This is a genomic window from Pseudomonas sp. B21-021 (assembly GCF_024749205.1).
In the GTDB taxonomy this organism is placed as follows: domain Bacteria; phylum Pseudomonadota; class Gammaproteobacteria; order Pseudomonadales; family Pseudomonadaceae; genus Aquipseudomonas; species Aquipseudomonas paraglycinae.
This window is the reverse complement of record NZ_CP087192.1, coordinates 188,135-214,430: the sequence shown is the minus strand read 5'-3', so window position 1 is coordinate 214,430 and position 26,296 is coordinate 188,135. Positions and strand designations below refer to the sequence as shown.

The following is a 26,296-nucleotide window of genomic DNA, read 5'->3' as shown; positions in this document are numbered from 1 at the left end:
AACTCTTCTAGAAGCGGAAAGTGAGGTCGACGAGCAGACGCAGATCGGTTTCCCGGTCACCGTCGTAGGGCCGGTTGATCACGCTGAACAAACCGCCCACCTCGAACACGTCGTTCCAGGCGTAGCGCTGGCCGTAACCGAGCAATGCCATGCCGCCGGTGCCGTGATCACGCTGGCTGTAAGTACCCGCACCGGCCTGGAATTGCTGGCTCCAGACGGTTTCGTAGCGGTGGTACAGCACGTGGTTGACGTTCAGCAGCGGCATGACGCTGAAGTCCGACTTCGGGTTGAAGTACGGCACGTCATCGGACTTGGAGTTGTGGCTGGTGCCCACTTCCAGGCCCGCGTCGACTTGCAGGTTCGGCGCGCTGTAGACGCCCTCTTTTCCGGTCAGCAAGGCTTCGACGCGGTTGTTGCCGTCGCTGAAGTGCGACGGACTTACCGCCAGCCGCCACTCGCGGCTCTCGTTGGCGCGCCAGCGGATGAAACCGCTGCCGCCGTTGGCCTTGATGTCGCTGTTGAGTGCCCGCAGCGGGGTCTCGGCCGACAGGTATTCGAGGCTGCCTCCGTATTGCCAGTGATCGTCGATGTCGCGGGCAATCGCCAGACGCGCGCCCTGCTTGTCGCCGAAACCATAGGAATGGTTCGACACTTCGGCTTCGAGGGTCATGTCGCGGGTGCGACGCTCCAGACCGACACGCTGGAAGCGATGGTGGCCGGTGCCTTCGGCGAAATCGCCAGTGGCGTATCCGGCCCCGGCGAACACTCGCCAGTCTTCATTGATCGGCGGGCTGTAAAGGGTGGTCTGGATGCCGAAATCCCGGCTGCCGGTAACCGCACCGGCATCGCCACCGTTGCCGCCGTTGGCCTTGCCGCCGTAGGCCTCGACGCGCAGCTCGGACATGTCGTGCACTTCGCGCTCACGGGCCAGACGCTGGACCTGACGGTTGTCGGGGAAACGCGCCACCACGTCATCGGTCAGCGCATCCATCTGCCGCCATTCCTGAAGGTCCATGGCGGTGCGGGCCTGCGCGACTTCCAGGCCCATGTCACGCGGTGCGATGCTCTCGGTTTCCTTGAGCTGGTTTTCCGCGCGGCGCGGCCAGTTACGGGCCAGGTACAGATCGGCCTGGGCCAAGCGCAGGCCGATGTTGCCCGGCGCCTGATCCACCAGGGTCTGCAAGCGTTCTTCGCCGTGAGGCAGGTCGGAACCGTAAGTTCCGGCCTGCGCCGCCAGTTGCTGGGCGTCCATCCATTCGTCGTTGGGGTTGCCGATCGGCAGGCCCTTGAGTTCGACGCGCGGCTTCTGCGCCCTGGCCTGATCTTCAGCGACTTTGCGCGCCTCTTCGGCGCGGTCGCTTTCCAGCAGCGCGTAATACAGCGCCGTGGTGTCTTCGAGTCGGTCGCCGACATCGGCGTCCGGCGCTGCCAGCACCTGACGGTAAAGATCGGTGGCGATTTCCGGCTGGCGCTGATCCAGATAGGACGCCGCCACCCAGCGTAGGGCGTAGGTCGGGATCTTCACGCCTTCGGCTTGCAGCTTCTGGTATTCGCTGATGACTTCAGCGGTGCGCGCCCGGGCCTTGAGCGCGCCCATGCGGTCGATGCGCCAGCGGGTCACGTCGTCGTGGGCAGTGGCGTCCGGCGTCCAGGTGGCGAGCAACTGGTCGTAGTCGGCCAAGGCACGATCGGCGATCACGTAGCGTTCTTTTTCGCTGCGGGTGGCCAGTTCGGCGAGACGCACGCGTTCGGCAGCCAGATCGCCTTCCAGACGTCGCAAGGTGACGGGATCGATCAGCCCCGGACGTTGTTTCGCCAGACGCAATGCCGGCTCCGGCAGACGCGCCTTTTGCAGGGCGACCACGTATTCGCGGGCGACTTCCGGTTTATTGCCGGCGCGAATGAAGGCCTGATCGTATTCGAACAGCGCGTCGTACGGCTTGCCGGCGCGATTCAGGGCGTAGCCCAGCGCCAGTCGGCGGGACGGATCATCGGGTTTGGCGGCGACCAGCGAACGGGCGCGGATCACCCCTTCGTCAGGCTTGCCGGAATCGGCCTGGGTCAGCGCGAGACCGAGTTGCAGGTCGGCGTTGTCCGGCTCCAGCGTCAGGGCCTTGTTGTAGACCTGGATCGCCTGATCCCAGCGTTTGAGGTTGCGGTAGGCCCGGGCGGTGGCGGTCAGCGCCTGAACCGGCAGTGCCCGGCCACGACCCTGAGTCTCGTAGACCTGCACTACTTCGGCGTCGAGCCCGGCCCAACCGGCAATTTGCAGGTGATCGCTGACCTGGCCGGTGGTGGCCTGGGCCGGCGGCACCTGACGCAAAGCAGTCAGCGCGGGCGTGTAATGCCCTGCCCGGGCATCGAGCACCATTTGATCGTAGGCCGTATCGGCGAACGCGAACGCCGGCCAGAGCAACTGGCTGCACAGCGCGACTCGAAACAAAGGGCGTAAACCACGATGTAATACAGGAACATCAATACGCGGCATTCGTCAGCATCCTTACATGGCCAGCCGGGTAGCAACGCCCCCCCTTGCCCATTTCGTAACGGAGGCCAAGCAAAAAACGCTCAGCCAAGCTTATCCAAGCAGTCTTGCACGCAAGCGTAGATCAATATTCAGAACACAATAATTGTTCAGATTCGTGACGATGGTTTTTCCGACCGGCCGCAAACCCGGACTCCAGACAGCAAAACGCCCGGCGTCTGCGGGTGCAGAGGCCGGGCGTTTCGGTGTAGCGCGGGGCGTTTACTGAGGCTGTTCGATGCTGCCGAACTTGCTCATCAGGAAGCCGACGAACTGCTCGACGGTCATCTTCTGGCCGTTGAATTCCACCTGATTGGCGGCGTAATGCAGTTTGGTGACAACGTTGGTGCCATCCAGGGTCGCCAGCTGCGAACCGACGGCCATGCCGGCGAACATGTCGGCGCCAGCGCTGGCCTGGTCAACGATGGCCTTGGCATCGGTCTGACCGTCGATTTGCGCCTGGACGCTGAGCAGATCGACCAGCATCGGCTTGGACACCAGCACATTGACGTCAAGCAGCGCGATCAGCTGTTTGCCCAGTTGATCCGGCGGCAGGTCCATTGACTGTGGCTTGGCCAGATCGAGCACCAGACTCGCCCGGCTTTCGCCGTTGGCGGTTTTCAGCGACAGGTCTTCCAGCGCCAGTTGCGGCCCGGCTGCCAGCAGTTTCTGCAGGTCGGCCTTGACCTGGGTGGACTCGGCCTCGGTCAGGTTCAGCTCCGGTGCCGGCAGGCCGGCGGCGGTGGCTTCGGCAGCAGCTTTTTCGTAAGGCTGGAGCTTGGTCTGGTAGATCTGCATCAGCGACATGGCCGACGGAATGTCGAGGTTTTTCAGACTCATGGCCAGGTTGGCCGAACCGATTTTCTTGTCGTTGAGGGTCACTTCGCCGACCTTGTAGTCGGCACGGCCGGAGGCGTTGCTGCCGTTCTCTTCGGTGCGGTTCTTCATTTCGAAGTTCTTCACGCCCAGCACCGATTGTTTGACGCCGAAGGTGGTCTTGCTGCTGGTCAGTTCCAGGGTGTTCTCGCCGGTGTAATAGCCGTAGGTGCTCTTGGCGAGGTTGCTGGCCAGGGTCAGGCCGTTGAGTTCGATCTGCACCGGCGCCTGATCTTCGGCGACCGTGGTCAGGTGCAGGCTGTCCATGTAGCCGTCGGCCTTGACCTTCTGGGCCTGGGCGCTGGCGGAAATGTCCATGTTCAGGCCGGAAAACTTCAGGCTCGACTTGTCGTCCAGCGCGGCTTCCAGCGGCAGCAGCTCGAGGTTGCCGGTAGTGGATTGGTCGTAACCGATGTTGACCACGCCTTTGAGCGGCGCGGCGCCCTTGGTGGCGGCAAACCATTTTTCGGTGATCGGGGTCTTTTCCAGTTCGTAGTGACTGGTGGCCATGACCGGCAGCCACTTCAGCGACACCAGACGCGAGAACGGCAGCGGGCCGTGTTCGATGTGATCGACGAACAGCAACTCGACCGGCGCCTCGCCGAACATTTCACCCTCGCCCTTGAGGCGATAGTGCGCGGTGCTGCTGAAGGTGTTGCGCTCAAGCGATACCAGTTCCAGCGACGCACTGCCGTTGGAGCCGGCCATGGCGGTCTGCAACTCGCTGTTGGCGTTGGCGACGGCATTGTTCAGCACGCCTTCGATTTTGGTGCCGGTGTACCAGGCCCCGCCTACGCTGATGGCGCCGATGGCCACAACAATTCCGAGAAGCACGCCTGCTGATTTATTCATGAATGACCTGATCGATTTCCGTGGCTGAAAGTGTGGTCGTCTTCCCTGAACCCGTGACCGGGCCGTGGCGCGACTCCGCTGAATTTAGCGGTGGAGATTAGCACTGGCAGTGCGACGCGGCCCAATGTTTAAAGGTTAAAGAGTGTCGACAAGTCATGGACAAACAAAAAGATCGCCGGGTTCGGCGATCTTTTCGGGATCAGGAATATTGCACCTCGATCTCATCGAGCTGATGGTCGAAGCTTTTCAGCCGCGCGGTCCAGGTGTACACCAGCACTTCGAAATCCCGGTCGATCACCGCCCCGCCCGGCCCGTCGCTGCGCGGGTCGCAGAAGTCCAGCTGATAGCGCTCGCGGGCCATGGCCGTGGCGACGTCCGACAGTTCGCGGGCGTTGTTGAGCCAGTGCCAGCCGTCGCCGGCGACTTGCCGGTCGAGGGCCAGACATTGTTTTTTCAGGGCTTCGAGGCTTTTTTCCAGCGGCGTGCCGGTGAGTTCGCCCATGACTTCGGCGAAGGTCCGCCCCGGTTGCCAGTAGCTGCCCCAGAAGTAGCGGTCGAACACGGTTTCGACTTTGCGCAGCGCGACTTTGGTGTCCCAGATCAGCAGCAGCGTCTTGCTCTGCTCAAGCTGGCGTTTCTTGAGTCGCTGGCTTTGCACCAGCGCCGACGCCACGACCACGATCGCCATGACCGCGATCAGCGCCACGGTGCTGTCGAGGAAGACCATTGCCTTGTCGATCTGGTGGGCCAGCATGATGCCGTAGAAATAGGTGGCCGACAGCAGCACCAAGGCTACCAGGGCGCACCAGAAGCCGAGAGCGTAAGGGTTTTTCATTATTGGTTTCCCCTAGACCTGCGCTAGCGATGTGCACTGAAAAGGCGCCTGGTTCGGGGCGCCCTTTCAATACTTCAAAGCATAGCAACGGCCTCAGGGTTTGCTGGCGCTCGAGGCTTGCGTTCGTCCGCTTTCCCAACCGCCGCCCAGGGCGAGGAACAAATCGATCTGGCTCATGGCAACCTGGGTGTTGGCGGCGGCCAGTTGCGCGGTGACGTCGGTGTAGGTGCGGGTGGCCTGCAGGTCGGCGAGGAACGACTCGCGGCCGGCCTGGAAGAAGCGGTGCGTCTGGTCGGCCGCCAGTTTCGCCGACTGCTCGGCATCGGCCAGCGCATCGCGGCGTTGCAGCAGCGCGGAGTACTGGGACAGGCCGGTCTGGGTTTCGCGGATAGCGTTCAGCACGACACCGTCAAAGTGCGCCAGCGCGCCCTGGGTTGTGGCTTCGGCTTCGCGGATACGGGCCCGGGCGCCGTTGGTCGGCACACTCCAGCTCAGCGACGGACCGAAGCCCCAGCGGTTGGTGGACGGTTTGCCAAGGTTGTCCAGAATACCGACGGTGCCGATTGTCGCGCCGAAACTGATGTCCGGGTACAGCTCGCCGGTGGCGATACCGACTCCAGCCGTCGCGGCCGCCAGACGCCGCTCGGCCTGGCGGATGTCCGGCCGACGCTTGAGCAGCGCAGCGCCATCGCCGACCGGCACCAGTTGAGCGATTTTCGGCAGTTCGGCGCAGGTCGCGGTGCCGGCCGGCAATTGATCGACAGGCTTGGCCAGCAGCATCGACAGCCGGAACAACCCGGCCTGCCGCGCCGCCTCATAGCGCGGCATGTCGGCGCGTAGGGATTTGAATTGGGTCTGCGAACGGGTGACCTGGGTTTCGTCGCCGCGCCCGGCATCGCGCAGACGCTGGATCAGGGTGGTGCTCTGGGATTGCAGGTCGAGGGAATGCTGGGCGATTTCCCGTTCCTCGTTCGCCGCGCAGACCTGGGTGTAGGCCCGCACCACGTCGGCGACCAGGGTGATGCGCGCGGTATCGGCCGCGGCCTGGGTTGCGTCGGCGTTGGCCTTTGCCGCTTCGATCCCGCGTTGCAGCGTGCCCCACAGGTCGAACTGGTAGGACGCGCTGATACCGATATCGCCGATGTTGGCCACCGGTACTTTCTCCGGCAGCAGGAATGCCTCGCCGGATTCCTGCAAGCGTTGCGCGCCCATCTTCACGCCGCCGCTCCAGCCACCGGCCGCCTCGGCTTCATCGACCTGCGCACGGGCCCGCGACAGGTTCGCCGCTGCCACCCGCAGATCGGTGTTGGACGCCATGGCCTGCTGCACCAGTTGATCCAGGCGCGGATCCTGATACAGCCGCCACCAGTCCGCCGGCACCGGGGCCGACACCACCGGCTTGCCGGCCACCGCCAGGTCGCCCTGGAAATCCTTGCGCTGGATCGCCGCGTCTTCGGGCACGTGGTAGTCCGGCCCGACCATCGAGCAGGCCGACAGCATCATGCCCAAACCGGCGATCATCAGGGCCCTGCTCATTTGGCGGGCTCCTGCGGTTGATCGTCGATGATCGACACGGTGGCGGTGCGCCCGGCGATCATGCGGAAGTCATCCGGCACGTCGTCAAAGGCGATACGCACCGGAATCCGTTGCGCCAGACGCACCCAGCTGAACGCCGGATTGACGTTGGGCAGCAGGTTGCTGCCGCTCGAACGGTCACGATCTTCGATGCCGGCGACAATGCTTTCGACATGCCCGCGCAGGCGAGCACGGTCGCCGATCACGCGGATATCCACCGACTGCCCGATGTGGATGCCGTCGAGTTTGGTCTCTTCGAAATAGCCGTCGATGTGAAACGAATTGCTGTCGACCACCGACAACACCGGACGCCCGGCGGTGACGAACTCCTGCGAGCGTGGTGCACGGTCGTTGACGTAGCCGTCCACCGGGCTGCGGATCACCGAGCGATCGAGGTTGAGCTGAGCGCTGTCCACCGCCACCAGCGCTTCGGCCAGGGCCGATTGCGCGCGGGCCACTTTCGACTGGCTTTCTTCCAGCTGTTCGGCCGGCACCAGATTGCCCAGACCACGGTTACGCTTGGCTTCACGCTGCGCCTGGGCGAGGGTTTCTTCGCGATCAGCGACCGCCGCCTTGGCCTGGCGCAACGCCAGTTTGAAACGGTCCTGGTCGATGCTGAACAGCACCTGGCCGCGTTTCACCAACTGGTTGTCCTTCACTTCGACCTGCTGGATCAGCCCGGACACGTCCGGAGCGATCTGCACAATGTCGGCGCGAATGTGGCCGTCGCGGGTCCAGGGCGCGAACATGTAATACATCACCATGCGCCAGACCACGACGACGGCGAAAGTCACGATCAGCAGCGTCAGGACGACGCGACCGAGGGTCAGAAACGGTTTTTTCATGTCATCAGGTATCGACTGAGTGAATCCACGCCGTACAGCATCACGGCGTAGAGAGCCACGTTGAACAATGCCCGGTGCCAGACCAGACGGTAGAAATGCAGGCGTGTGAGCACGCCGTGTACCAAAACAAACAGCACATAAGTGATGCCCATCAACACCAGCAGGGTCGGCAGGAAAATGCCGCTGATGTCCAGATCACCGATCATAGGGGCGCTCCTTCGGGCAGCGGTTCTTCGGGCTCGGCACTGGAAACGAATTCCACGCCGGGCAACAGCGCCAGGCGCAAACCGCTCAAGGCGTGCAACAGGTTTAGTCGGGTTTCTTCATCGCCGTGGCCGTTGAGCGCACGACGGGTGCGATCCATGGTCATCAGCAAGGCGCTTGGCGCCGGCAAGCGTTCCCCGGCCTTGAGGCAGGCCCGGAAATATTCGCCGACCTCTGCCACCACTTGCTTGAGCAATGCGTTGGGCGCGCCCGTCACTCGCGGTGTATAGGCGAGCAGGTCGAGCAGGTTCAGCCCCACGCGTACTTCGCGCATGGCGATGCCGGTGTCCTGGCCGGTCAGCGCCAGACGCGGCAGGTGCTGCATCAGGCGGTCGAGCAGTTGCACGCCCAGTTGCCGGTGTTCGGCGAGGTTGGCCGGTTCGGTCATGCTGACGATGTCTTTCCAGCTGAAACGGGTCAGGCGCTTGGCCGCCAGCTCGGCGCCGAACGGCCGGGCGATCAGCGTCCAGATGAACGCGAACAACAGCCCCATCGGGCCCGCCAGGTTGGAATTGACGAAGGCGAAGAAGTCCGCGTCGTAAGCACCGGAAATGCTGATGAACGACGAGGTGTTGACCAGCGTCAGCAGCATGCCGAGGTAGAAACGTGGCTGCACCGTCAGGGTGCCGACACAGATGAACGGCACCGCGAACGCCAGCACCAGCATCGGGAAGTCATGCAGGTTCGGCAGCACCAGAAAGAGGTAAAGGCTGGCAAACAGCACCGACATCCCGGTCCAGAAAAAGAACCGGTAGATCTGCGGCGCCGGGTCGTCCATCGAGGCGAAGAAGCTGCACGACACAGCCGCCAGAATCACCGCACTGCCGCCGTCGGTCCAGCCCAACAGGATCCACAGTACCGAGGCGACGATAATCGCCAGGATGGTCGAGGCCACCGAATACAGCATCAGCCCACGGTCGATGAATGGCGTCAGGCGACCGAGGCGCCAGTGACGATAAACCGCGCGCCAGCTATCCTGGCGCTCGCACAGGATCGAGTCCTGCAGACTGCGGCAGTCCTGCCACAGATCGATGAATTCGCCGAGGCGGTACAGCGCATTGGAAAACAGCAACTGTTTGCGATCTTCGAGGGCTTCGGCGCTCGGTTGCAGCGCTTCGAGCTGATCCCGCAGGGCTTGCCAGCGGTCGAGATCGGCGTCTTTGTGGCCGAGCCATTCGCGGGTCGCGGTGAGCAGCGGCGCGAACTTTTCCACCAGCTCCGGCGTGCGCCGTTCGAGGGCGTACAGCGAATCCTCAAGGGCATCGATCACCGGCAGCAGGTGGATCATCCGCCCACGCAGTTCCTTGGTGTTGCGCACCGTCTGCGGCCGCGCGCCTTCGTGCGGCAACTGGCCGATCATCAATTCCAGGCTGTTGAAACTGCCAACCATGGCCATGCGCAGGGCGGTGACTTCTTCGGGTTGGACGTCGCGGCTGAGGAATTTCAGGCTGTAGGTCGTGGCGTCGGCGAACCATTTGCCCACGGCATCGTTGAACACCGGTGCCAGGCGCCGTGGCCAGAACATCGCACCGACCACCGCCGCCACGGCGATGCCGAGAAAGATCTCTTCGGTCCGCGACTCGGCCACGTCCCACACCGCCAGCGGGTTATCCACCACCGGCAGGGCGATCAGCGGCAAGGTGTAGCCGGCCAGCATCAGCGCGTAGTTGTTGGCGGTGCGCAGGTGCAGGGACAAGAACAACAAAATCCCCGTCCACAGGGCGATGACCACCACCAGCACGTACGGGCTCTGGACGAACATCGGCACGAACAGCACTGCCGCCGCCGCACCGAGAAACGTGCCGATCGCGCGATACAGCGCCTTGGAGCTGGTCGGGCCGAGGAACGGGCTGGAAACGATGTACACCGTGGCCATCGCCCAATAAGGACGCGGCATTTGCATGAGCAAGGCGATGTACAGCGCGATCATCGAGGCCGCGAACGTGCGGATCCCGTAGAACCAGTCCCGCGCCGGGGGCATGCCGGAAAAGAACCCGTTCACGGATTGATCACCGTTGGCGGAGTGGCCGCCTCAAAAGCTCTCAGTACCCGAAGCGTAGCCTCCAGATCGCGCTGGTCGATGCCTTCGAGCACTTCATGACGCAGGCGCACCAGTTGCGCTTCGACCGCTTGCACCAGCTCACGGCCGGTGTCGGTCAGGCTCAGGCATTTGGCGCGACGATCCTGGGCATCTTCGGTGCGGCAGACAAAACCGGCGTGACACAACTGGTCAAGCAGGCGCACCAGCGACGGCGACTCCATCCCCGCCGCCTGCGCCACCTGCACCTGGCGCACACCCTCGCCCAGCCGCCCGATCATCAACAACGGGACGGCGCAGGCTTCGGAAATTCCATAGTTGACCAGCGTGGTCTGGCAGATCTTCCGCCAATGCCTGGCGGCCACCACCATGGCACTGCTGATGTTCATCTGGAGAGCGTCGAGGTTATTCGGCACGAGGGAATGCACACACTGTTAGTTTGCTAACTATCAATATCGCATTGGTGGGGAAATTCAGTCAAGTTTTGAAACAAATTGGGTTGCGTGCTTCAGCTCAGCGTCTTTTCGCGTTTTCGTAGACGTCGCCTCGCTCGCGCTTACCCACGGCGACTACCGAGACAACCACTCGCTCTTCGATCACTTGGTAAACCAGTCGATAACCGGACGCTTTGAGTTTGATCTTGTAGCAATCAGGCATGCCGTGGAGGGAGTCAGCCGGAATACGGGGACGCTCAAGACGCTCAGCCAACTTCTTTTTAAATTGATCACGCAACGTATGACCCAGTTTGTTCCACTCTTTGTGAGCGGAAGGCAGAAATTCGAGCTTATAGGTCATCCAGGCTTACCGGTATGGGAGTCTCGTGACTGCGAGAACGAACGATTTCTGCCAACTCGAGATCATCGAGCCGCTCCATCATGGCTTCGTAAACGTCAGCCGGCACCATGTAGCCCATGACCCGGTTGTGATTCAGGACAGCAACTGCTCCTCCGTGCGCGCCGTTTAGCACTGCGGAGGGGTTTTTCTTCAGTTCAGAAACACTGACAGCCATATCGGCCAGAACACTTTGCATAATAAAAGACCTCAATTGAGGTCGTAATTCTGGTCTAAGGAAGCATTACTGGCAACCGGGTGAGTTGATTCAGCTTACGAACGGCAAGCTGATAATTACCCCCGCCCCTTCCTCAACATCACATCCAACTGATCCACCACCTCCGCCCAATCCGCATCATCGAGAATCTCGTCCCGCAGGAAATCCGCCTGGCTCTTGGTCCAGAAAAACGCGTCGCACAGGTGCAGTTCGGGCTTGAGCGGGGAATGGGTGGCGATGAACTGGTCGATGCTGACCGGGTCGCTGTCCAGGCCGAGTTGCTTGAACAGGGATGGGAGGCTGTGCGTCGGGTTTTCCATGTCGGAACTCCTGCGAGATTTATAGGGTGTGAAAGATTTTTCTCGAGCAAGCTCGCTCCCACAGGTTTGGCGCAGAACCTGTGGGAGCGAGCTTGCTCGCGATTGGCGTCGGCACAGACGCTAAAAAACCTACTGACTCAACTCCCGCACCTGCGCATGCGGCACCATTTTCAGGAATTCGGGCATGCTCATGTGCAGCAGGTTGTTGTGGTTGCCGGCTTCCAGGTAGATGTCCTTCTGCCGGGTCAGCAGCGGGTCGATGACCATGTCCAGGCCGTAGGAATCGCCCAATGGCGGCACCGCGCCGCGCTCACAGTCGTCGAAGATGTGCGCCAGATTGCTTTCGCGGGTGATTTGCCATTCGCCGCTGCTGCGCACTTTGCTCAAGTCCAGGTGGCAGCTGGCGGGCAGCACCGCCATCAGGTAGTGCCCGTGACGGTCGTCCAGGATCACCGATTTGGCCACCCGTTCTGCGGCAATCCCGGAGACCCGCGCCGTTTCCAGGCTGCTGGACGAGTGCGGGTGGGTGACGATGTCATATTCGCATTGCGCCCGGTTGAGGCTGCTCTGCACTTTCTTGGCCATACGCATGATGCACCTCGGTGCCCGCCGACGCGGCGCGGCGGACGGTAATGAAACGCTGTGGCTGTCCTTGAAAGTCTAGTCCGGCGAGCTGCAAACACCGGGAAATCCGCCCACTGGCGAGGCAGGCGAATTGATCAAAAATCATCCAGCCGCAGCCTCAACTAGACTGTAAGAACAAGCCCTGACTCTCGCGGAGGGTCACGTGAACATCCGTTGCTGTGCGCTTGCCCTGTTTCTGCTGAGTGGATCGGTGGTTGCGGCAGACAGTCCGTTTACCGCCGTCAGCCCGGTCGGCCTGTGGCTGATCATCCTGGGCATCACGTTTCTGATCGCCGAAGCCGCACTGCCCAACTACGGGGTGATCGGCCTCGGCGGCATCGTCATGTTCGTGATCGGCGCGCTGATCCTGAGCAACGCCGAACTGCCGGTGCCGATGATGATCGGCCTCGGGCTGGTCAGCGCCCTGTTGCTGATCGCATTGCTGATCCGTGCCCTGAAAACCCGACCGCGCCAACCGGTCAGCGGCGATGCCGGCCTGCTCGGCAGTGTCACGGCGGTGACGGTGGTGCAACCGGAAGACAGCCGCAACGGCTGGGTGCAATTACAAGGAGAACGCTGGCAGGTGCTGAGCGCCACGCCGCTGCACACCGGGCAACCGGTGCGGGTGGTCGGGCGCAAGGGCCTGTTGCTGCAAGTGTCCGCGACTGACGCGGCACCGCTCGGAGAGTGATCATGGGTCTGCAAATCGGTTTTGTCGCGCTGCTGCTGTTGCTGATCGCCCTGGCCGGCTCGACGTTCCGCATCCTGCGCGAATACGAACGCGGCGTGGTGTTCCAGCTCGGACGCTTCTGGCAGGTCAAGGGGCCGGGGCTGATCCTGCTGATTCCGGTGGTGCAGCAAATGGTCCGGGTCGATCTGCGCACCATCGTCCTCGACGTGCCGCCACAGGACGTGATCACCCGCGACAACGTGTCGGTGAAGGTCAACGCGGTGCTGTATTTCCGCGTGCTCGACCCACAGAAAGCGATCATCCAGGTCGAAGATTTCCTCATGGCCACCAGCCAACTGGCCCAGACCACCCTGCGCGCGGTACTCGGCAAACATGAGCTGGACGAACTGCTGGCCGAGCGCGAACGCCTGAACATCGACATCCAGCAAGTGCTCGACGCCCAGACCGACGCTTGGGGAATCAAGGTCGCCAATGTCGAAATCAAGCACGTCGACCTCAACGAGTCGATGGTGCGCGCCATCGCCAAGCAGGCCGAAGCCGAGCGGGAGCGGCGCGCCAAGGTGATCCACGCCGAAGGCGAATTGCAGGCCTCGGAAAAACTCATGCAGGCCGCCGAAATGCTCGGTCGCCAGCCCGGCGCCATGCAGCTGCGCTACATGCAGACCCTGAGTTCGATTGCCGGCGACAAGAGCTCGACCATCGTCTTTCCGTTACCGATCGAACTGCTCAAGGGGATGGCGGATCTGTCGGCGAAATCGTGAGCGCGCGCAAGCGTTCCAACGCGGCATAGGGCGCACGGGCGCAATGTTCCACCCGTGCCTGCAACAGCGCCGATGCTTCGCGGCGCTTGTGTTCGCCATCGACGACAAAGGGTTGTGACGGCTGCTTCGCGTGCTGCGCCGTCGCCGCCAGCGCCTGTTCACACTGCGCGCCGCTCAGCTTGAAAAACCGCGCCAGCCGCCCGCTTATCGCGTCGGGCAATTCGCTGTAATTGAGCACCAGCCCGGCAGAATCACGGCAATGCACCCACCCGGCCTCCAACAGGCGCCCCAGCCGCCGGGCGATGAAATCCTCGCGGCCCACGAACGGCAAATCATCGTCCAGCACACAATCGCCGAGCGCACCCGGCACCATGTGCAGGCCGGGGCGACGCAGGTGCGAGACGGCGATTTCCAGCGGATCGCGATAGACAAACAGCCACGGCGTATCGGGGAAGCATTGCTGCAGCAACGGCCATTCACCGATGCTCCAGGCGTCGAGTTTGATCACCAGTCGCTGCTCCGTACCGCACCGCCGCTGACCGTACGCCGAAAGCAATCCGGCGATGGCCGCACGGCGTTCTTCGTCCGGCAGAGCGCTACGCAGCAAGGCATCTAGGGGCGGCGGCTCCGAGACCACGATGTGATCGTCGAGCCGGGCGAGCATCTGGCTGATCAGCGTCGAACCGCATCGCGAGGCGTGCAGGATAAAGGCACTCGGCGGCAGACCCGGACTGAGCGCTTGCCAATCCATGAGCGTCGACAAGGGTGTTTGCCGGCGGAACGCCTGATTGAACGGCAGACGCAACGCGTCTTCGACGGCCTCACGAAAGAACGGCTGATACAGCGGCGTGTCGCCAAACCAGCACCAGTCGACCTGCCATTGCCCGGCAGTTTTCCAGATGCGGATCGGCAACCAGCCGTCGAAATTCACAGACGCCATTGTTCGTTCCATGAGCGACGGCCGTTACGCATCGCCGCCAGCAGTTCTTCACGGGAAAAATGCAGACCGCGCTCAGTGGCCAACGCCAGCGTCTGGTCGATGAAGGTTTCGGGGTCGTGCAATGCCTGCAACGTTGCGGACAGCAACGGATCCGAGACCAGCAACCGTTGAAATCGCTGCAGCGCCGTCTCCGCGCCATCGGGCAGCGGAGTGCTCGGCAAACCGTCAACAATCATCTGCTCCAGCCAGGGCGCGGGGCGGCAATCGAGCACCAGATGAACCCGAGCCGTGCTGTCGCGATTGTCGACCCGATGCGGCCGGGCGAGATCGAGAAACCAGCATTCTCCCGCCGTCATCGGCATCCGCTGGCCGTCGAGCCAGAAGTCCACGGCGGGCGGACTGAGCAGTGGAATATGCAGGCGCAAATCGGCGTCCGCACCCTCAAGATCGTAGTCGCGATGCTCATGAATCTGCCCGCCCGGCCCTAGTCGCAGCAGCCGCGCACTGACGATTTCCAGCGGCAGATCCCGCAGCGCCTGCTGCCAGCGACGATCATTCAGCCAAGGGGTGCGTTGCACGGGTTCGGCACTGCCGGGGGACAGTTCGGTCAGCGCGTCGGCGGCGGAGATCAGCGCCACGCCGCTCCAGTCGCCGGCGAAATAAGCGGTGTTGAAATGACCGCGCCAGGCAGCGTCGTCAATCGCCGCCAGCGCCTGCAACAGCAACGGCAGGTCCACCGTCACCGGCAACCGTGAGAACGCCAGCCGGCTCATGCCTTGGGCAACACCGCAGTTTCGCCGAGCCAGGTCAGCAAGCGGTCCAGACAGGCTTCGACCGTCAGCGTGCCGGTGTCGAGCACCAGCGAAGCCTGGGCCGGCGCCTCGTAAGGTGCCGATACGCCGGTGAACCCGGCCAACTCGCCGCGTCGGGCCCGGGCGTAATGCCCTTTCGGATCGCGCTGCTCGCACACCGCCAGCGCGGCGCTGCACCAGACCTCGCGATAGTCCTCGTCCAAACGGCGGGCAAACACTTCGCGCAGATCCGCCAGCGGCGCGATCATCGCCAGAATCACGATCTGCCCGTTCTCCACCAGCAACGCTGCCAGCTCACTGGCGCGGCGGATGTTTTCCAGGCGGTCGGCATCGGTAAAACCCAGGTCGCGGTTGAGCCCGACCCGCAACCCATCGCCATCAAGCACCACGCTTTGCAGACCGCGACTGAACAACTCGGCATGCAACGCCTGGGCAAGGGTCGACTTGCCCGCCGCCGGCAGACCGGTCAGCAGCATCGCCGTGCCGCGATGGCCGTTGCGGGCCTCGCGTTGGGCACGGCTGATACTGGCGGTCGGCGCCAATACGTCACTGCGCGGAGGCATGGGCCACCGGCACCGAAATATTCCCCGAGGCCCACGCAGCTTCGCGGTTGGCCAGGGCGGTGGCAATCGACTGGACTTCGGTCGACTGCACCTGATCCGGCAGCGGGTCGAGGCCAGCGCTGGCGAAAATCTGGCCGTAGGCATTGCGCAGATCGGCGTAGGACAGATCGCGCCGCAGATCGGCCTGCAAGGTGTTGAGCTCGCCCTGAATCAGGTCCAGCTCACCAATGCCGTCGGCCTGACGACGGTTACGCAACTGACCGACGATTTGCCCGTCGATGTCCGACAGTTGCTGGTTGGTCTTGAACTGGCGCAGCGCCTCCTGATAGTTGGCGTTCGCCACGTAAAGCTGCGCCAGCACTGCAATCGACATCGCCTGGCGCCGTGCAGCAGCGACTTCTTCACCGGCCTTGGCCACGTCGATGGCCGCCGGGGCAGAGATCACGTTGAACAGGTTCCAGGTGACCTTCACGCCGTAGTCGGCCCAGCCCTGCTCGACCAGAAACGAGTTGCTGTCGTAATGTCCGCCGGCGGAGAACTCCAGGCCCGGCAGCAGACGCAGCATGGCCTTGCGGGTTTCGGCGGCGCTGATCCGGGTCTGGTAATCCTGCTCGCGCAGTTCCGGACGGCTGGTCAGGGCTTCCTGTTCGAGTTTGCTCAGATCGACCTTGAGTTCCGGGATCTGATAACCGTCATCGGTGGCCAACGTCAGGTTGGTGCCCAGCGGCAGGTTGATCAGCGTCGCCAGTTCGGTTTTCGCCAGCGACAGCGCGCGGCGTTGTTCTTCCAGTTGCCGGGTCGCTTCGATCAGCGAACGCTGGTAGCCGAGGGACTGCACCGGATCGCCGATGCGCTGTTCGCTCATGCTTTCGCTATTGCGCCGGGCGGTGTCGACCCGCGCCATCAGGCTGTCGATCTGCTTGAGCAGGCGTTCGGCGGCCATCGCCCGCCAATAGGCCGAGCGCACGTCCTGAACGATGGTGTTGATCACCTTGCGCCGGCGTTCCTGAACGATCAGGCGCTGGTCGCCCTGCTGCTTGGCGCTGATGTAGCTGACGCCGAAATCGAGGACGTTCCAGACCATGGTCAGGTCGGCGACGTCGCGGTCGCGGTCCTGAGAGGTCGACGGTTCCAGGGACTGGGTGCCGGTGCGCACACTCTGGCTGCTGGAGGCGCTGACGTTGTTACGCCCGACGTAACCGGCGTCCAGCGCCATGCGCGGCAGCATGTCGAAACTGGCGAGGTCGAGCTGCCGCTTGGCCAGCGCTTCCTCCATGATTTTCAAGCGGCCTTCGAGGTTGTATTTCACCGCGCGGGCCATGGCCTGGTGCAGGGTCAGCGGACCGCTCAGCGGCTCCTGGCCCTTGTACATGCTCTGCAGGTCGGCCCGGGCCCGTTGCTCGCTGACGCTGCGTTCGATCGGTTCACTGGTCACTGCACATCCGCTGATCGCCAGCGCCAGCAGGCTGGCGCCGAACAACTTCTGACTTTTCTTCATCCCTGGATCGCCCCTAGGTCCCGCATATATTGAGTTGTAATGTTGGTCAGGCCGGCATTTCGCTGATGCCGACCTGTTGCAGCGCCGCCGCCAGGTTGTCGACCCGGTGCTGCTCGCTGTCCTTGATCTGTTGCAGTTGCTGGCCAAGGGTCGGCGCGCCGAACACACCGCGCAGGCCTTGGGAAATATCGCCGCCCTTGATCGACTGGCTGCCGAAGGCATTCAGCGAATCGCGCTCGGTGCTGCTGTCCTGATTGAACAGGCTCGACAGCGTGCTGCTGCCGAACACCCCGCCATCGCCGCCGCCGAATCCGAGGAAGCCATGACCGGAACCGTCACCCAGGTTGTCGCTGCTGCTGAAGACCTGGGCAATGAAGCTCGGGCTCAGCGCACCGCGATTGATGAAAATATCCCCCAGCGGACGGATGCCGTTGCCGATCACCCGCTGCTCGAACAACGGCGCGAAAGTCAGCGGCGAACCGAGGTCGCCGGTGGGCGGCGTGAAGACGATCGGTTGCAGCGGAACGTTCGGCGGTGGTGGCGGCGCGACCGGATCGCTGCTGCGGAATTCCGGATCCGGCGTCACGACGATCAGCGGAGAAGTCGGTATCACAGGAGGCACAGGCACCACCGGCACCGTGTTGATCACGTAATTGGCGGAGCTGCTGACACTGCTGCCACTGTTGCCCGACAGGTCGCTGACCCCGGCCGTGTTGAGGCTGATCGCATTGCTGGCGCTGTTGACGTTGGCGTTCGGCGTCAGGGTCGCCGTCCAGGTCTTGCCACCGTCGCTGCTGCTCAGGTTGGACAAGGTGCCGTTGGCTACGCTGAGGTCCGACAGGTCGAAACCGCTCACCGCTTCATTGAAGGTGATGGTCACCTGCGAAGTCTGGCCGACGCCCAGGTTCGGATTGGCGATCACCACCGTGGCGGTCGGCCGCTCGCTGTCGAGGGCGTAGTTGTTCGACACCGCCACCGTGCTGCCGGCATTGCCCGCAAGGTCGGTGACGTTGCTGGTGTCCAGCGCAATGAAGTTGCTCGGGTCAGTGACATTCGCGGTCGGCGTGAAGGTCGCGGTCCAGGTCTTGCCGCCATCGCTGCTGGTCAGGTTGCTCAGGTCGCCGTTGGTCACGCTCAGGTCGGACAAGTCGAAATTGCTCACCGCCTCGCTGAACGTGAAGGTCACCGTGGTGCTCTGGCCGATGCCCAGATTCGGATTGGCGACCACGATGTTTACCGTCGGCCGGGTCGCATCGAGGATGTAGTTGTTGGAGATGGCGATGCTCGCCCCGAGGTTGCCGGCCAGATCCTGAACACCGGCGGTGTCGATCAGGATCAGGTTGGTCGGGTCGTTGACGTTGGCTGTCGGCGTGAAGGTCGCGGTCCAGGTCACGCCGCCGTCGCTGCTGGTCAGGTTCGACAGCGAACCGTTAGCGACGCTGATGTCCGACAGATCGAACCCGCTCACTGCTTCGCTGAAGGTGATGGTTACGGTGGTAGTTTCACCGATGCCCAGCCGATTGTCGGCGACCACGATGGTGGCGGTCGGCAGCGCGGTGTCGATCGCGAAGTTGTTGGAATCGGTGTTGCCGACGCCACTGTTGCCCGACAGGTTGGCCACCCCGGCGTTGTTCAGGGTGATCAGGTTGCTGCTGTCGGTGATGTTGTTGGTCGGCGTGAAGGTCGCGGTCCAGGTGATGCCGCCGTCGCTGCTGCTGACGTTGCTCAACGTGCCGTTGGCGATGGTCAGGTCGCTGTTGTCGAACCCGCTGACCGCTTCGCTGAAAGTGATGGTCACCAGCGAAGTTTCCCCGGCCTTGAGCGCAGTGTCGGCAACCACAATGGTGGCAGTCGGCACTTGGGTCTGCACTTGGTAATTGGCCGAGTTGGTGGTGCCAGTGCCGGTGTTACCGGCCAGGTCGGTGATGCCGGTGTTGTTCAGGACGATCAGGTTGGTCAGATCGGTAACGCCGATGTTCGGCGTGAAGGTGGCCGTCCAGGTGATGCCGCCGTCGCTCGACGAAACGTTGCTCAGGGTGCCGTTGGCAACGCTCAGGTCGGAGTTGTCGAAACCGGTGACCGCCTCGCTGAAGGTGATGGTCACCAGCGCGGTTTCGCCGGGCCGCAGGTCGCTGTCGGTCATGACGATGGTCGCCGTCGGACGCTGACTGTCGACCGCGTAGTTGTTGGAATCGGTGGTGCCGCTGCCAGCGTTTCCCGCCAGATCGGAGATGCCGGTGTTGTCCAGGGTGATCAGGTTGGTGGTGTCGGTGATGCCCGCCGCCGGCGTGAACGTCGCGGTCCAGGTGATGCCGCCGTCGCTGCTGCTCACCGCGCTCAGCGTACCGTTGGCGATGGTCAGGTCGGCATTGGTGAAACCGGTCACCGCTTCGCTGAAGGTAATGGTCACCAGGCTGGTCTGGCCGACGCCGAGCGCCGTGTCGGCGACCACGATGGTGGCGGTCGGACGCACGGTATCGATCGAATAATTGTTCGAATCGGTGGTGCCGCTGCCGGCATTACCCGACAGGTTCTGCACGCCGGAGTTGTCCAGCGTGATCAGGTTGGTGGCGTCGGTGATGTTGGTGGTCGGCGTGAAGGTGGCCGTCCAGGTAATGCCGCCATCACTGCTGCTCACCGCGCTGAGCGTGCCGTTGGCAATCGTCAGGTCGGCGTTGGTGAAACCGGTCACCGCCTCGCTGAAGGTGATGGTCACCAGCGAGGTTTCGCCGATTTTCAGCGCGTTGTCGGCAATGATGATGGTCGCGGTCGGCACCACGGTGTCGATGGTGTAGTTGTTGGAGTTGGTCGTGCCGCTGCCGGCGTTGCCCGAAAGGTCGGCGATGCCGGTATTGGCCAGCACGATCAGGTTGGTCGCGTCGTTGACGCCCAGGTTCGGCGTGAACGTTGCCGTCCAGGTTATGCCGCCGTCACTGCTGCTCACGGCGGTCAGCGTACCGTTGGCAATGATCAGGTCGGCGTTGGTGAAGCCGCTGACCGCTTCGCTGAAGGTAATAGTCACCAGCGAGGTTTCGCCGGCAGTGAGGTTGCTGTCGGCGACCACGATGGTCGCGGTTGGCCGCACCGTATCGATCGCATAATTGTTGGAATCGGTAGTACCGCTTCCGGCGTTGCCCGACAGGTCGACGATGCCGGTGTTGTCCAGGGTGATCAGGTTGGTGGTGTCAGTGATGCTGGCGCTCGGGGTGAACGTCGCGGTCCAGGTGATGCCGCCGTCGCTGCTGCTGACCGCGCTCAACGTGCCGTTGGCGACCGTCAGGTCGGCGTTGGTGAAACCGCTGATCGCCTCACTGAAGGTGATAGTCACCAGCGAGGTTTCACCGATCCGCAGGTTGTTGTCGGCCACCACGATGGTCGCGGTCGGGCGCACGGTATCGATGGCGTAATTGTTGGAGTCGGTTGTGCCGCTGCCGGCGTTGCCGGTCAGATCCGCGATGCCGGTGTTGTTCAGCGTGATCAGGTTGGTCGCGTCGGTGATGCTGGCGGTCGGCGTGAACGTCGCCGTCCAGGTAATGCCGCCGTCGCTGCTGCTCACGGCAGTCAGCGTGCCGTTGGCAATGGTCAGGTCGGCGTTGGTGAAACCGGTGATCGCTTCGCTGAAGGTGATGGTCACCAGTGAGGTTTCGCCAATTTTCAGGGCGTTGTCGGCCACCACGATGGTCGCGGTCGGACGCGCGGTGTCGATCGCGTAATTGTTGGAATTGGTGGTGCCACTGCCGGCGTTGCCGGCCAGATCGACGACCCCGGTGTTATCCAGGGTGACCAGGTTGGTGGTGTCGGTAATGTTGGTGGTCGGCGTCAGCGTGGCGGTCCAGGTGATGCCGCCGTCGCTGCTGCTCAGGCCGGTCAGGGTGCCGTTGGCCACTGTCATGTCGGCGGTGGTGAAGCCGCTGACCGCTTCGCTGAAGGTGATGGTCACCAGCGACGTTTCACCCACTGCCAGATTGGTGTCGGCCACAACAATGGTCGCGGTCGGGCGCACGGTATCGATCACATAATTGGCCGAATCGGTGGTGCCGCTGCCGGCGTTGCCGGCAAGGTCAGCGATACCGGTCTTGTCCAGGGAGATCAGGTTGGTGGTGTCCGTGATGCTGGCCGTCGGGGTGAACGTTCCGGTCCAGGTGATGCCGCCGTCGCTGCTGCTCACGGCGCTCAGCGTGCCGTTGGCGATGGTCAGGTCGGCGTTGGTGAAGCCGGTCACCGCCTCGCTGAAAGTAAAGGTCACCAGCGAGGTATCGCCGATCTTCAACGCCGTGTCGGACATCACGATAGTCACGGTCGGCCGTGCGGTGTCGATCGCGTAATTGACCGAGCTGGTCGTGCCGACGCCCGCCACGCCATCGCTGATGGCGGTCACACCGGTGTTGTCGAGGGTGATCAGGTTGGTGCTGTCGGTAATGTTGTTGGTCGGCGTGAAAGTCGCGGTCCAGGTCAGGCCGCCGTCGCTGCTGCTGACCGATGTCAGCGTGCCGTTGGCGATGGTCAGGTCGGCGTTGGTAAACCCGGTGACTGCCCGGCTGAAGGTGATGGTGACCAGCGAGGTTTCGCCGATTTTCAGGGCCGTGTCGGCCATCACGATGGTCGCGGTCGGTGGTTCCACATAGGCGGTGTTGAGTGTGCCGCCGTTGTTGTAGATCGCCGCGAAGGCCAGCGGGACAGAGCCCGTCACACCGCCGCCCAGTTCTGCGCCGCCGGAACCGCTGCCGGCCGCGTTGCCGCTGATGGCGCTGAAGTTGGCAGCGGTGATCAGTACCGTGCCGCCCTGGTTCCAGATCGCGCCGACACCTCGTCCGCCGTCGCCGCCGTTCAGGTTGTTGCTGCCCTGGCCACTGCCGCCACCGCCACCGCCGCCCGCGCCGATGTTGTTGCTGATGACCGAGGTGCCGACGATTTTCAGCGTGCCGGTGGAAGCGTTGTAAATGCCGCCGGCGGCATTGCCGCCTGCACCGCCGACCTTGTCCCAGCCAGCGCCGCCACCGCCGCCACCGATGGAAATCGTGCCGTTGCTGGCCGTGCCGCCATTGCCGCCGTTGCTGTAATAGGACACGCCCACACCGCCCGCGCCGCCCGTGGTCGAGCCGCCGCGCCCGCCCATGTGCGTCGCGTCGTAGCCACCGCCGTAACCGCCGACACCGCCGCTGCCGGCCTGGCCGCCCAGCGTACCGGTGCCCGGCCCGGCCGTGCCGCCATGACCGCCGCTCTGACCGCCAAGACCACCGCCACCGCCGCCACCACCGCCGTAAAACGCACCGGTGACACCACCGCCACCACCACCGCCGGCCGCCGCGTTGCCGGTGACCGAAACGTTGTTCAGGGTCAGGATGCCGGCGTTGAAAATCCCGCCGCCCATGGCGCCGGTTGCGCCATAGCCGCCATTGCCACCGTTGCCCGAGACCAGGCCCCGGGTGATGACCAGACCATCCAGGGTCACCGTGCTGCCGGAGGTAATTTCCACCACTCGGGTCCGGTATTGGCCATCGAGCGTGACGTCGGCGACACCGTCGTTGTTCAGGTCGCCATCCACGGTAACGTTCTTGTTGATCAGCAATTCCGAGGTGAGCTGCACCGTCATGCCGCTGCTGAAGGTTACGATGTCGCCGTTCTGCGCCGACGCCAGCGCTGCGCGCAGCGAGCCGACCCCGGTGTTGGCATTGTTGGTGGCGGTCCAGGTGGCCAGGCCCCACTGGTATTCGCTCATCGCCCGGGTCGACAGCACGTTGGCGCTTTCGATGTTGCCGGTGGCGATCTCCAGAGCCCAGTCGCCGCCCACGCCGGTGCGGTTGTTCGAGGCGGCCACATCGCGGCCGGTCAATTGCGCCAACGAGTCGACGAAGCTCAGGCCACGATCGCCTTCGGCGGTGTAGCAGCCGTAGATCAGGATGTCGCCGCCGACGTTCATGTCCTTGCCGATTTCCGCCAGGATCGCGCTGCGCTGGGCGACGTTGTCGGCCGACAGGTAACTGTTGCCCAGCCACAGGTCACCGGCGTTGCCGTGGGCGATGATCTGCACCGAACTCACGCCCTGATGCTGGTCGAGGTAATCGGCGATCTGCTGCAAGCCGTCCTTGCCGGCATCGAGCTTGACCACTTGCGTGCCGGGGGCCACGCCCTTGAGCAGGCTGTCGGCATCCTTGACCCGGGAATCGACGAACACCACGCTCTGCCCCGGCACCGCGACCGGGCTGGCGGCGGGCGTGGCATCGGCCTGGCCGTGGGTGTCCTTGCTGGCGCTCGGGTGGTCGGCGGCCGGCGCTTTCGCGGCATCGGCGGCATGGCTGTCAGCCTGGGCGGCGGTGTCGGCCACGGTGGCCGCGACGGCGCCGTCGAACAGCATGCGCGGTTCCAGCGACATGATCATGGGCGCCGCCAGCGTCCGTTGGCCTTCGGTAACCCGCGACTTCTGCTTGCTCCACCACATGTTGCTCACCCGGACTCGAACACAGTTGTTGACGCATCAATGAAAAACGCCGCGATCAGCTGATCGCGGCGTCGGACTTCATACGAATGACATTGGCAGCGCTGGCTGAGCCATCGAGCCAGAAGGACAAATCGGCGTATTGCTTGAACAGGTCCGGCGGCAGGATCGTGCGCCGCGACTCAAGGGCGACCTTGGGTTTGACCTTGTGCAGGCCGGCCACGCCCAGGGCCTGGTCGAACTCCGGCGCGTCGTAGGCCAGGTGCTCGAAATCGTGCTCGAACCAGGGTTCACCGATGAAGTTGTAGACCAGCCGCAGCACCCGCTCCGGGGCCTGGGTCAGCAGGTCGTAATCGACGATCAGCAGCGAATCGGCGTGCTCGCCGTAATAGGCTTCCTTGAGCGCCGCCCAGGCAAAACCCACCAGACGGTTGCGCTGGGCCAGGGTTTCGCAGCGGCTGTAGACGGTGTTGCGCTCGACCGCATCGCCGAACAGCTTGGTGTTTTCGAAAGGATTGGCGCGGTACAGCCGCTCCAGGCTGTCCATCACCCAGGCGACGTTGCGCACACAGGCGATGACCTTGGCTTGAGGGAACAGGTCGTTGATGGCCGGCAGTCGCGCAGACCACTGGCGGTTGGTGTCGAATACCACCGGTTTGTCGGCCTTGTCGGCGTAGTAGGAATCGAACAGGCCGCGCAACAGGCGGCGGCGCATGTCGGTGTCGATCACCGCGCCGAATTCGCTGCCGGCGCTGCACTGTTCAAGGACCCCGGAGAACAGCGCGCCGACCGGACTGGTCATGCCGGCATGAAAACGCGGGTTCTGCAGGAGGATTGCAGAAAGGAGGGTAGAACCTGAGCGCGGCAAGCCGGAGATAAAGTGGAACTGCTGCAATCCCTTCACCGTATTTGTAAGTCCTTTTGTCTGATGAGCGTAATCCAACAATACCCATTCGACTAGTAGTGTTTTGATATCAGAAAAGAGCAAAACGGACTTAAAAACTTAGCTTTTATCGCGAATAAAATGGTGAAGCGTTTAAGTCAGTTTTCTCCCGATCCATTGGGCGCCTGCAACGAGAAAAGTCGCGCTTTCGCCCCGCCCGCGTGCACCTGATCCCGCAGTTGCCAGGTCGCAGGCAAGGGCAGAAATGGATCGGGTACTTCCATGTCCAGATCACCGATCAACCAGACCCGGGCACTGTCCTTCGGCAGGTCTCCCAACCGATCGAGGTAAACCTCATCGGACACCAGCGTGCCGAAGCCGTAGTGGTTCGGGCGGGTCGAGCGCCCCTCGACGGTGGGCGGCGTAAACAGCCGGACTTGAGCGTCTGTACGGTTGTAATAGACGTAACTGAGGTACCAGAGCATGTCGCTGGTAACGATCCGGTCGCCGCTCGTGAAGTGGCGGTTGACGTAATCGACCATGACGTTGAACTGGTCGTTGCGGTCGACCATGGCGTTGTTGTTCAACCCGATCATCTCGACCCCGACCAGCGACAGCAGCACCGCCATCGCCAGCACGCGGACGCTGCTGTAGAGCCGGTCGATGGCCAGCGCCGCCAGCATCGGCAGCCCCAGCGCGTAGGCAGTCAGGTAACGCTCGATGAACACCGGCGTGACGAAGGACACGGCGAACACCAGCAACAACGGCACGCCGGTGTAGAGCGCCAGCAGGACGCTGCCATGGTTCACGCTGCGATCCCGGGCGACGGCGACAGCCGCCAGCACCAGCAAGGCCAGCGGCACACCGTCGAACAGCAGCAACGGCAACTGCTCGCCCTCATCCTGGATCAGCCAGAGCCAGATCATCGACGGCAGCGAAGACAGGGTCACCGGATCTTCCCAGCCCACATCGCCGCCGGCCTTGAGCGCGTCCATGTGTTGCAGCAGGTCAAGCAGGTTCGGCAGCCACGGCAGGTAGAGCACGACAATGGCCAGATTGGCCAGCCACCAGTCCTTGCGCTGGAGATGCTTCAGGCGATAACCCGGCAACAGGCGGATCAGCCCCAGATACAGCCAATGGCTCAGCGCCGCCAGCACGGCGAAATAGTGGGTGTACAACGCCGCCGTCATCAGCAGCGCGTAGATCAGCAGATAGCGGTGACGCTGCGGGCGCCGGATCCACTTGACCAGCACCAGCGTCGCGCCAATCAGTAGCAAGCCAAGCAACGCATACATGCGCACTTCCTGGCTGTAGCGCACCGCCGTCGGTAACAGCGCCAGCAACACCCCGGCGATGATCGCAGCGCGGCGGGTGGCCAGCCGGTCGACCAGGCTCACGCCGAGCCCGACCGTGGCGATACCGGCCAGTGCACTGAAACTGCGGATGGCCAGCAGGCCGTCGCCGAACACGCCGATCCAGCCGTGCAGCAGCATGAAGTACAGCGGCGGGTGCACGTCGAACGCGGCGTGCTCCCAGATTCCGCCCAGCGAATAGCGCGCCAGCAGCAGGCTCGAACCTTCATCGCCCCAGATCGCGGCAGCGGTCAGGTCATAAAAACGCACCACCGTAGCCAGCAACAGGATCGGTATCAGCCAATGCTCGCGCGCCCAGCGCAACAGGCGCCGGACACCGGCATTCGGTGCAGCGAACGGATCCTGGGTATCCCCCAGCGGCGTCTCGCGAAGGACCTCCATCAACCTCCCCTCAGCGTTTTTTGCGAACTCGATTTGCGTCATTGACTGCGAACACTGTAGGCCAGCGCCGAAGTCGACGCGCGGCCGTGACGACGTCCGGCAAGTCCGTCGATCCGGGTCTACGCTACGGCTTGGCGTGACCTGCCCGCGCAAAAGG

At 63.3% G+C, this 26,296-nt stretch carries 21 protein-coding genes; 2 read left to right on the top strand and 19 right to left on the bottom strand.

From position 1 onward, the window contains the following. Window positions 1-7: 7 nt before the first annotated feature. The 12 genes from pgaA to LOY31_RS00855 all read right to left on the bottom strand — a co-directional run bounded on the left by pgaA (window position 8) and on the right by LOY31_RS00855 (window position 11,768). The gene (gene pgaA, locus LOY31_RS00910; RefSeq protein ID WP_258712712.1) at window positions 8-2,488 is read right to left on the bottom strand and encodes a poly-beta-1,6 N-acetyl-D-glucosamine export porin PgaA; all 2,481 of its coding nucleotides are present in this window, start codon (window positions 2,486-2,488) and stop codon (window positions 8-10) included. Window positions 2,489-2,746: 258 nt separating this feature from the next. After that, complete coding sequence (locus LOY31_RS00905; protein ID WP_085608558.1) at window positions 2,747-4,252, bottom strand: YdgA family protein; 1,506 nt, start codon at window positions 4,250-4,252, stop codon at window positions 2,747-2,749. A 199-nt stretch (window positions 4,253-4,451) separates the two neighbouring features. After that, complete coding sequence (locus LOY31_RS00900; protein ID WP_085608557.1) at window positions 4,452-5,087, bottom strand: NADH:ubiquinone oxidoreductase subunit N; 636 nt, start codon at window positions 5,085-5,087, stop codon at window positions 4,452-4,454. 93 nt (window positions 5,088-5,180) lie between these two features. Further along, entirely contained in the window at window positions 5,181-6,623 is a 1,443-nt protein-coding gene (locus tag LOY31_RS00895; protein ID WP_085608556.1) for an efflux transporter outer membrane subunit, read from the bottom strand. Continuing rightward, window positions 6,620-7,507, bottom strand: coding sequence for an HlyD family secretion protein (locus LOY31_RS00890; protein ID WP_007957655.1), 888 nt, complete (start codon window positions 7,505-7,507; stop codon window positions 6,620-6,622). The genes LOY31_RS00895 and LOY31_RS00890 overlap by 4 nt, the downstream gene beginning before the upstream one ends. Further along, a complete protein-coding gene (locus LOY31_RS00885; protein WP_007957657.1) occupies window positions 7,504-7,713 on the bottom strand; it encodes a DUF1656 domain-containing protein in 210 nt (69 codons plus the stop codon). Before LOY31_RS00885 ends, LOY31_RS00890 begins: the two co-directional genes overlap by 4 nt. Then, complete coding sequence (locus LOY31_RS00880) at window positions 7,710-9,773, bottom strand: FUSC family protein (RefSeq protein WP_221535461.1); 2,064 nt, start codon at window positions 9,771-9,773, stop codon at window positions 7,710-7,712. Before LOY31_RS00880 ends, LOY31_RS00885 begins: the two co-directional genes overlap by 4 nt. Continuing rightward, window positions 9,770-10,198 carry a MarR family winged helix-turn-helix transcriptional regulator gene (locus LOY31_RS00875; RefSeq protein ID WP_011331882.1) on the bottom strand — a complete coding sequence of 143 codons (429 nt, stop codon included), beginning with the start codon at window positions 10,196-10,198 and terminating at the stop codon, window positions 9,770-9,772. Before LOY31_RS00875 ends, LOY31_RS00880 begins: the two co-directional genes overlap by 4 nt. A 124-nt stretch (window positions 10,199-10,322) precedes the next feature. Beyond that, the gene (locus LOY31_RS00870; RefSeq protein ID WP_115076110.1) at window positions 10,323-10,604 is read right to left on the bottom strand and encodes a type II toxin-antitoxin system RelE/ParE family toxin; all 282 of its coding nucleotides are present in this window, start codon (window positions 10,602-10,604) and stop codon (window positions 10,323-10,325) included. After that, on the bottom strand, window positions 10,594-10,839 hold the full coding sequence (locus tag LOY31_RS00865) for a type II toxin-antitoxin system Phd/YefM family antitoxin (RefSeq protein ID WP_039773014.1): 246 nt from the start codon (window positions 10,837-10,839) through the stop codon (window positions 10,594-10,596). The genes LOY31_RS00870 and LOY31_RS00865 overlap by 11 nt, the downstream gene beginning before the upstream one ends. Before the next feature lie 95 nt (window positions 10,840-10,934). After that, window positions 10,935-11,177, bottom strand: a complete 243-nt coding sequence (locus LOY31_RS00860) for a DUF2789 domain-containing protein (protein ID WP_221535460.1) — start codon at window positions 11,175-11,177, stop codon at window positions 10,935-10,937. 129 nt (window positions 11,178-11,306) lie between these two features. Beyond that, the gene (locus LOY31_RS00855; RefSeq protein WP_221535459.1) at window positions 11,307-11,768 is read right to left on the bottom strand and encodes an aminoacyl-tRNA deacylase; all 462 of its coding nucleotides are present in this window, start codon (window positions 11,766-11,768) and stop codon (window positions 11,307-11,309) included. 196 nt (window positions 11,769-11,964) lie between these two features. Between LOY31_RS00855 and LOY31_RS00850 the strand changes: the two genes are divergently transcribed. Beyond that, entirely contained in the window at window positions 11,965-12,492 is a 528-nt protein-coding gene (locus LOY31_RS00850) for an NfeD family protein (RefSeq protein WP_221535458.1), read from the top strand. Between the two features lie 2 nt (window positions 12,493-12,494). Further along, the gene (locus LOY31_RS00845) at window positions 12,495-13,253 is read left to right on the top strand and encodes a slipin family protein (protein WP_007957673.1); all 759 of its coding nucleotides are present in this window, start codon (window positions 12,495-12,497) and stop codon (window positions 13,251-13,253) included. Here the strand turns inward: LOY31_RS00845 and LOY31_RS00840 are convergent. The 7 genes from LOY31_RS00840 to LOY31_RS00810 form a co-directional block, all read right to left on the bottom strand. After that, a complete protein-coding gene (locus LOY31_RS00840) occupies window positions 13,219-14,193 on the bottom strand; it encodes a sulfotransferase family protein (RefSeq protein WP_221535457.1) in 975 nt (324 codons plus the stop codon). The genes LOY31_RS00845 and LOY31_RS00840 overlap by 35 nt on opposite strands. Then, complete coding sequence (locus tag LOY31_RS00835) at window positions 14,181-14,966, bottom strand: aspartyl/asparaginyl beta-hydroxylase domain-containing protein (RefSeq protein WP_221535456.1); 786 nt, start codon at window positions 14,964-14,966, stop codon at window positions 14,181-14,183. Before LOY31_RS00835 ends, LOY31_RS00840 begins: the two co-directional genes overlap by 13 nt. Continuing rightward, window positions 14,963-15,568 (bottom strand): adenylyl-sulfate kinase, encoded by a 606-nt coding sequence (gene cysC / locus LOY31_RS00830; RefSeq protein WP_221535455.1) that lies wholly within the window; start codon window positions 15,566-15,568, stop codon window positions 14,963-14,965. Before cysC ends, LOY31_RS00835 begins: the two co-directional genes overlap by 4 nt. Further along, window positions 15,552-17,066, bottom strand: a complete 1,515-nt coding sequence (locus tag LOY31_RS00825) for a TolC family protein (protein WP_007957681.1) — start codon at window positions 17,064-17,066, stop codon at window positions 15,552-15,554. Before LOY31_RS00825 ends, cysC begins: the two co-directional genes overlap by 17 nt. A gap of 46 nt (window positions 17,067-17,112) precedes the next feature. Beyond that, on the bottom strand, window positions 17,113-23,505 hold the full coding sequence (locus tag LOY31_RS00820) for an Ig-like domain-containing protein (protein WP_258712711.1): 6,393 nt from the start codon (window positions 23,503-23,505) through the stop codon (window positions 17,113-17,115). A 55-nt stretch (window positions 23,506-23,560) separates the two neighbouring features. After that, entirely contained in the window at window positions 23,561-24,406 is an 846-nt protein-coding gene (locus LOY31_RS00815; RefSeq protein ID WP_221535791.1) for a sulfotransferase, read from the bottom strand. Window positions 24,407-24,543: 137 nt separating this feature from the next. Beyond that, window positions 24,544-26,139, bottom strand: a complete 1,596-nt coding sequence (locus LOY31_RS00810) for a glycosyltransferase family 39 protein (protein WP_258712710.1) — start codon at window positions 26,137-26,139, stop codon at window positions 24,544-24,546. Window positions 26,140-26,296 lie beyond the last annotated feature (157 nt).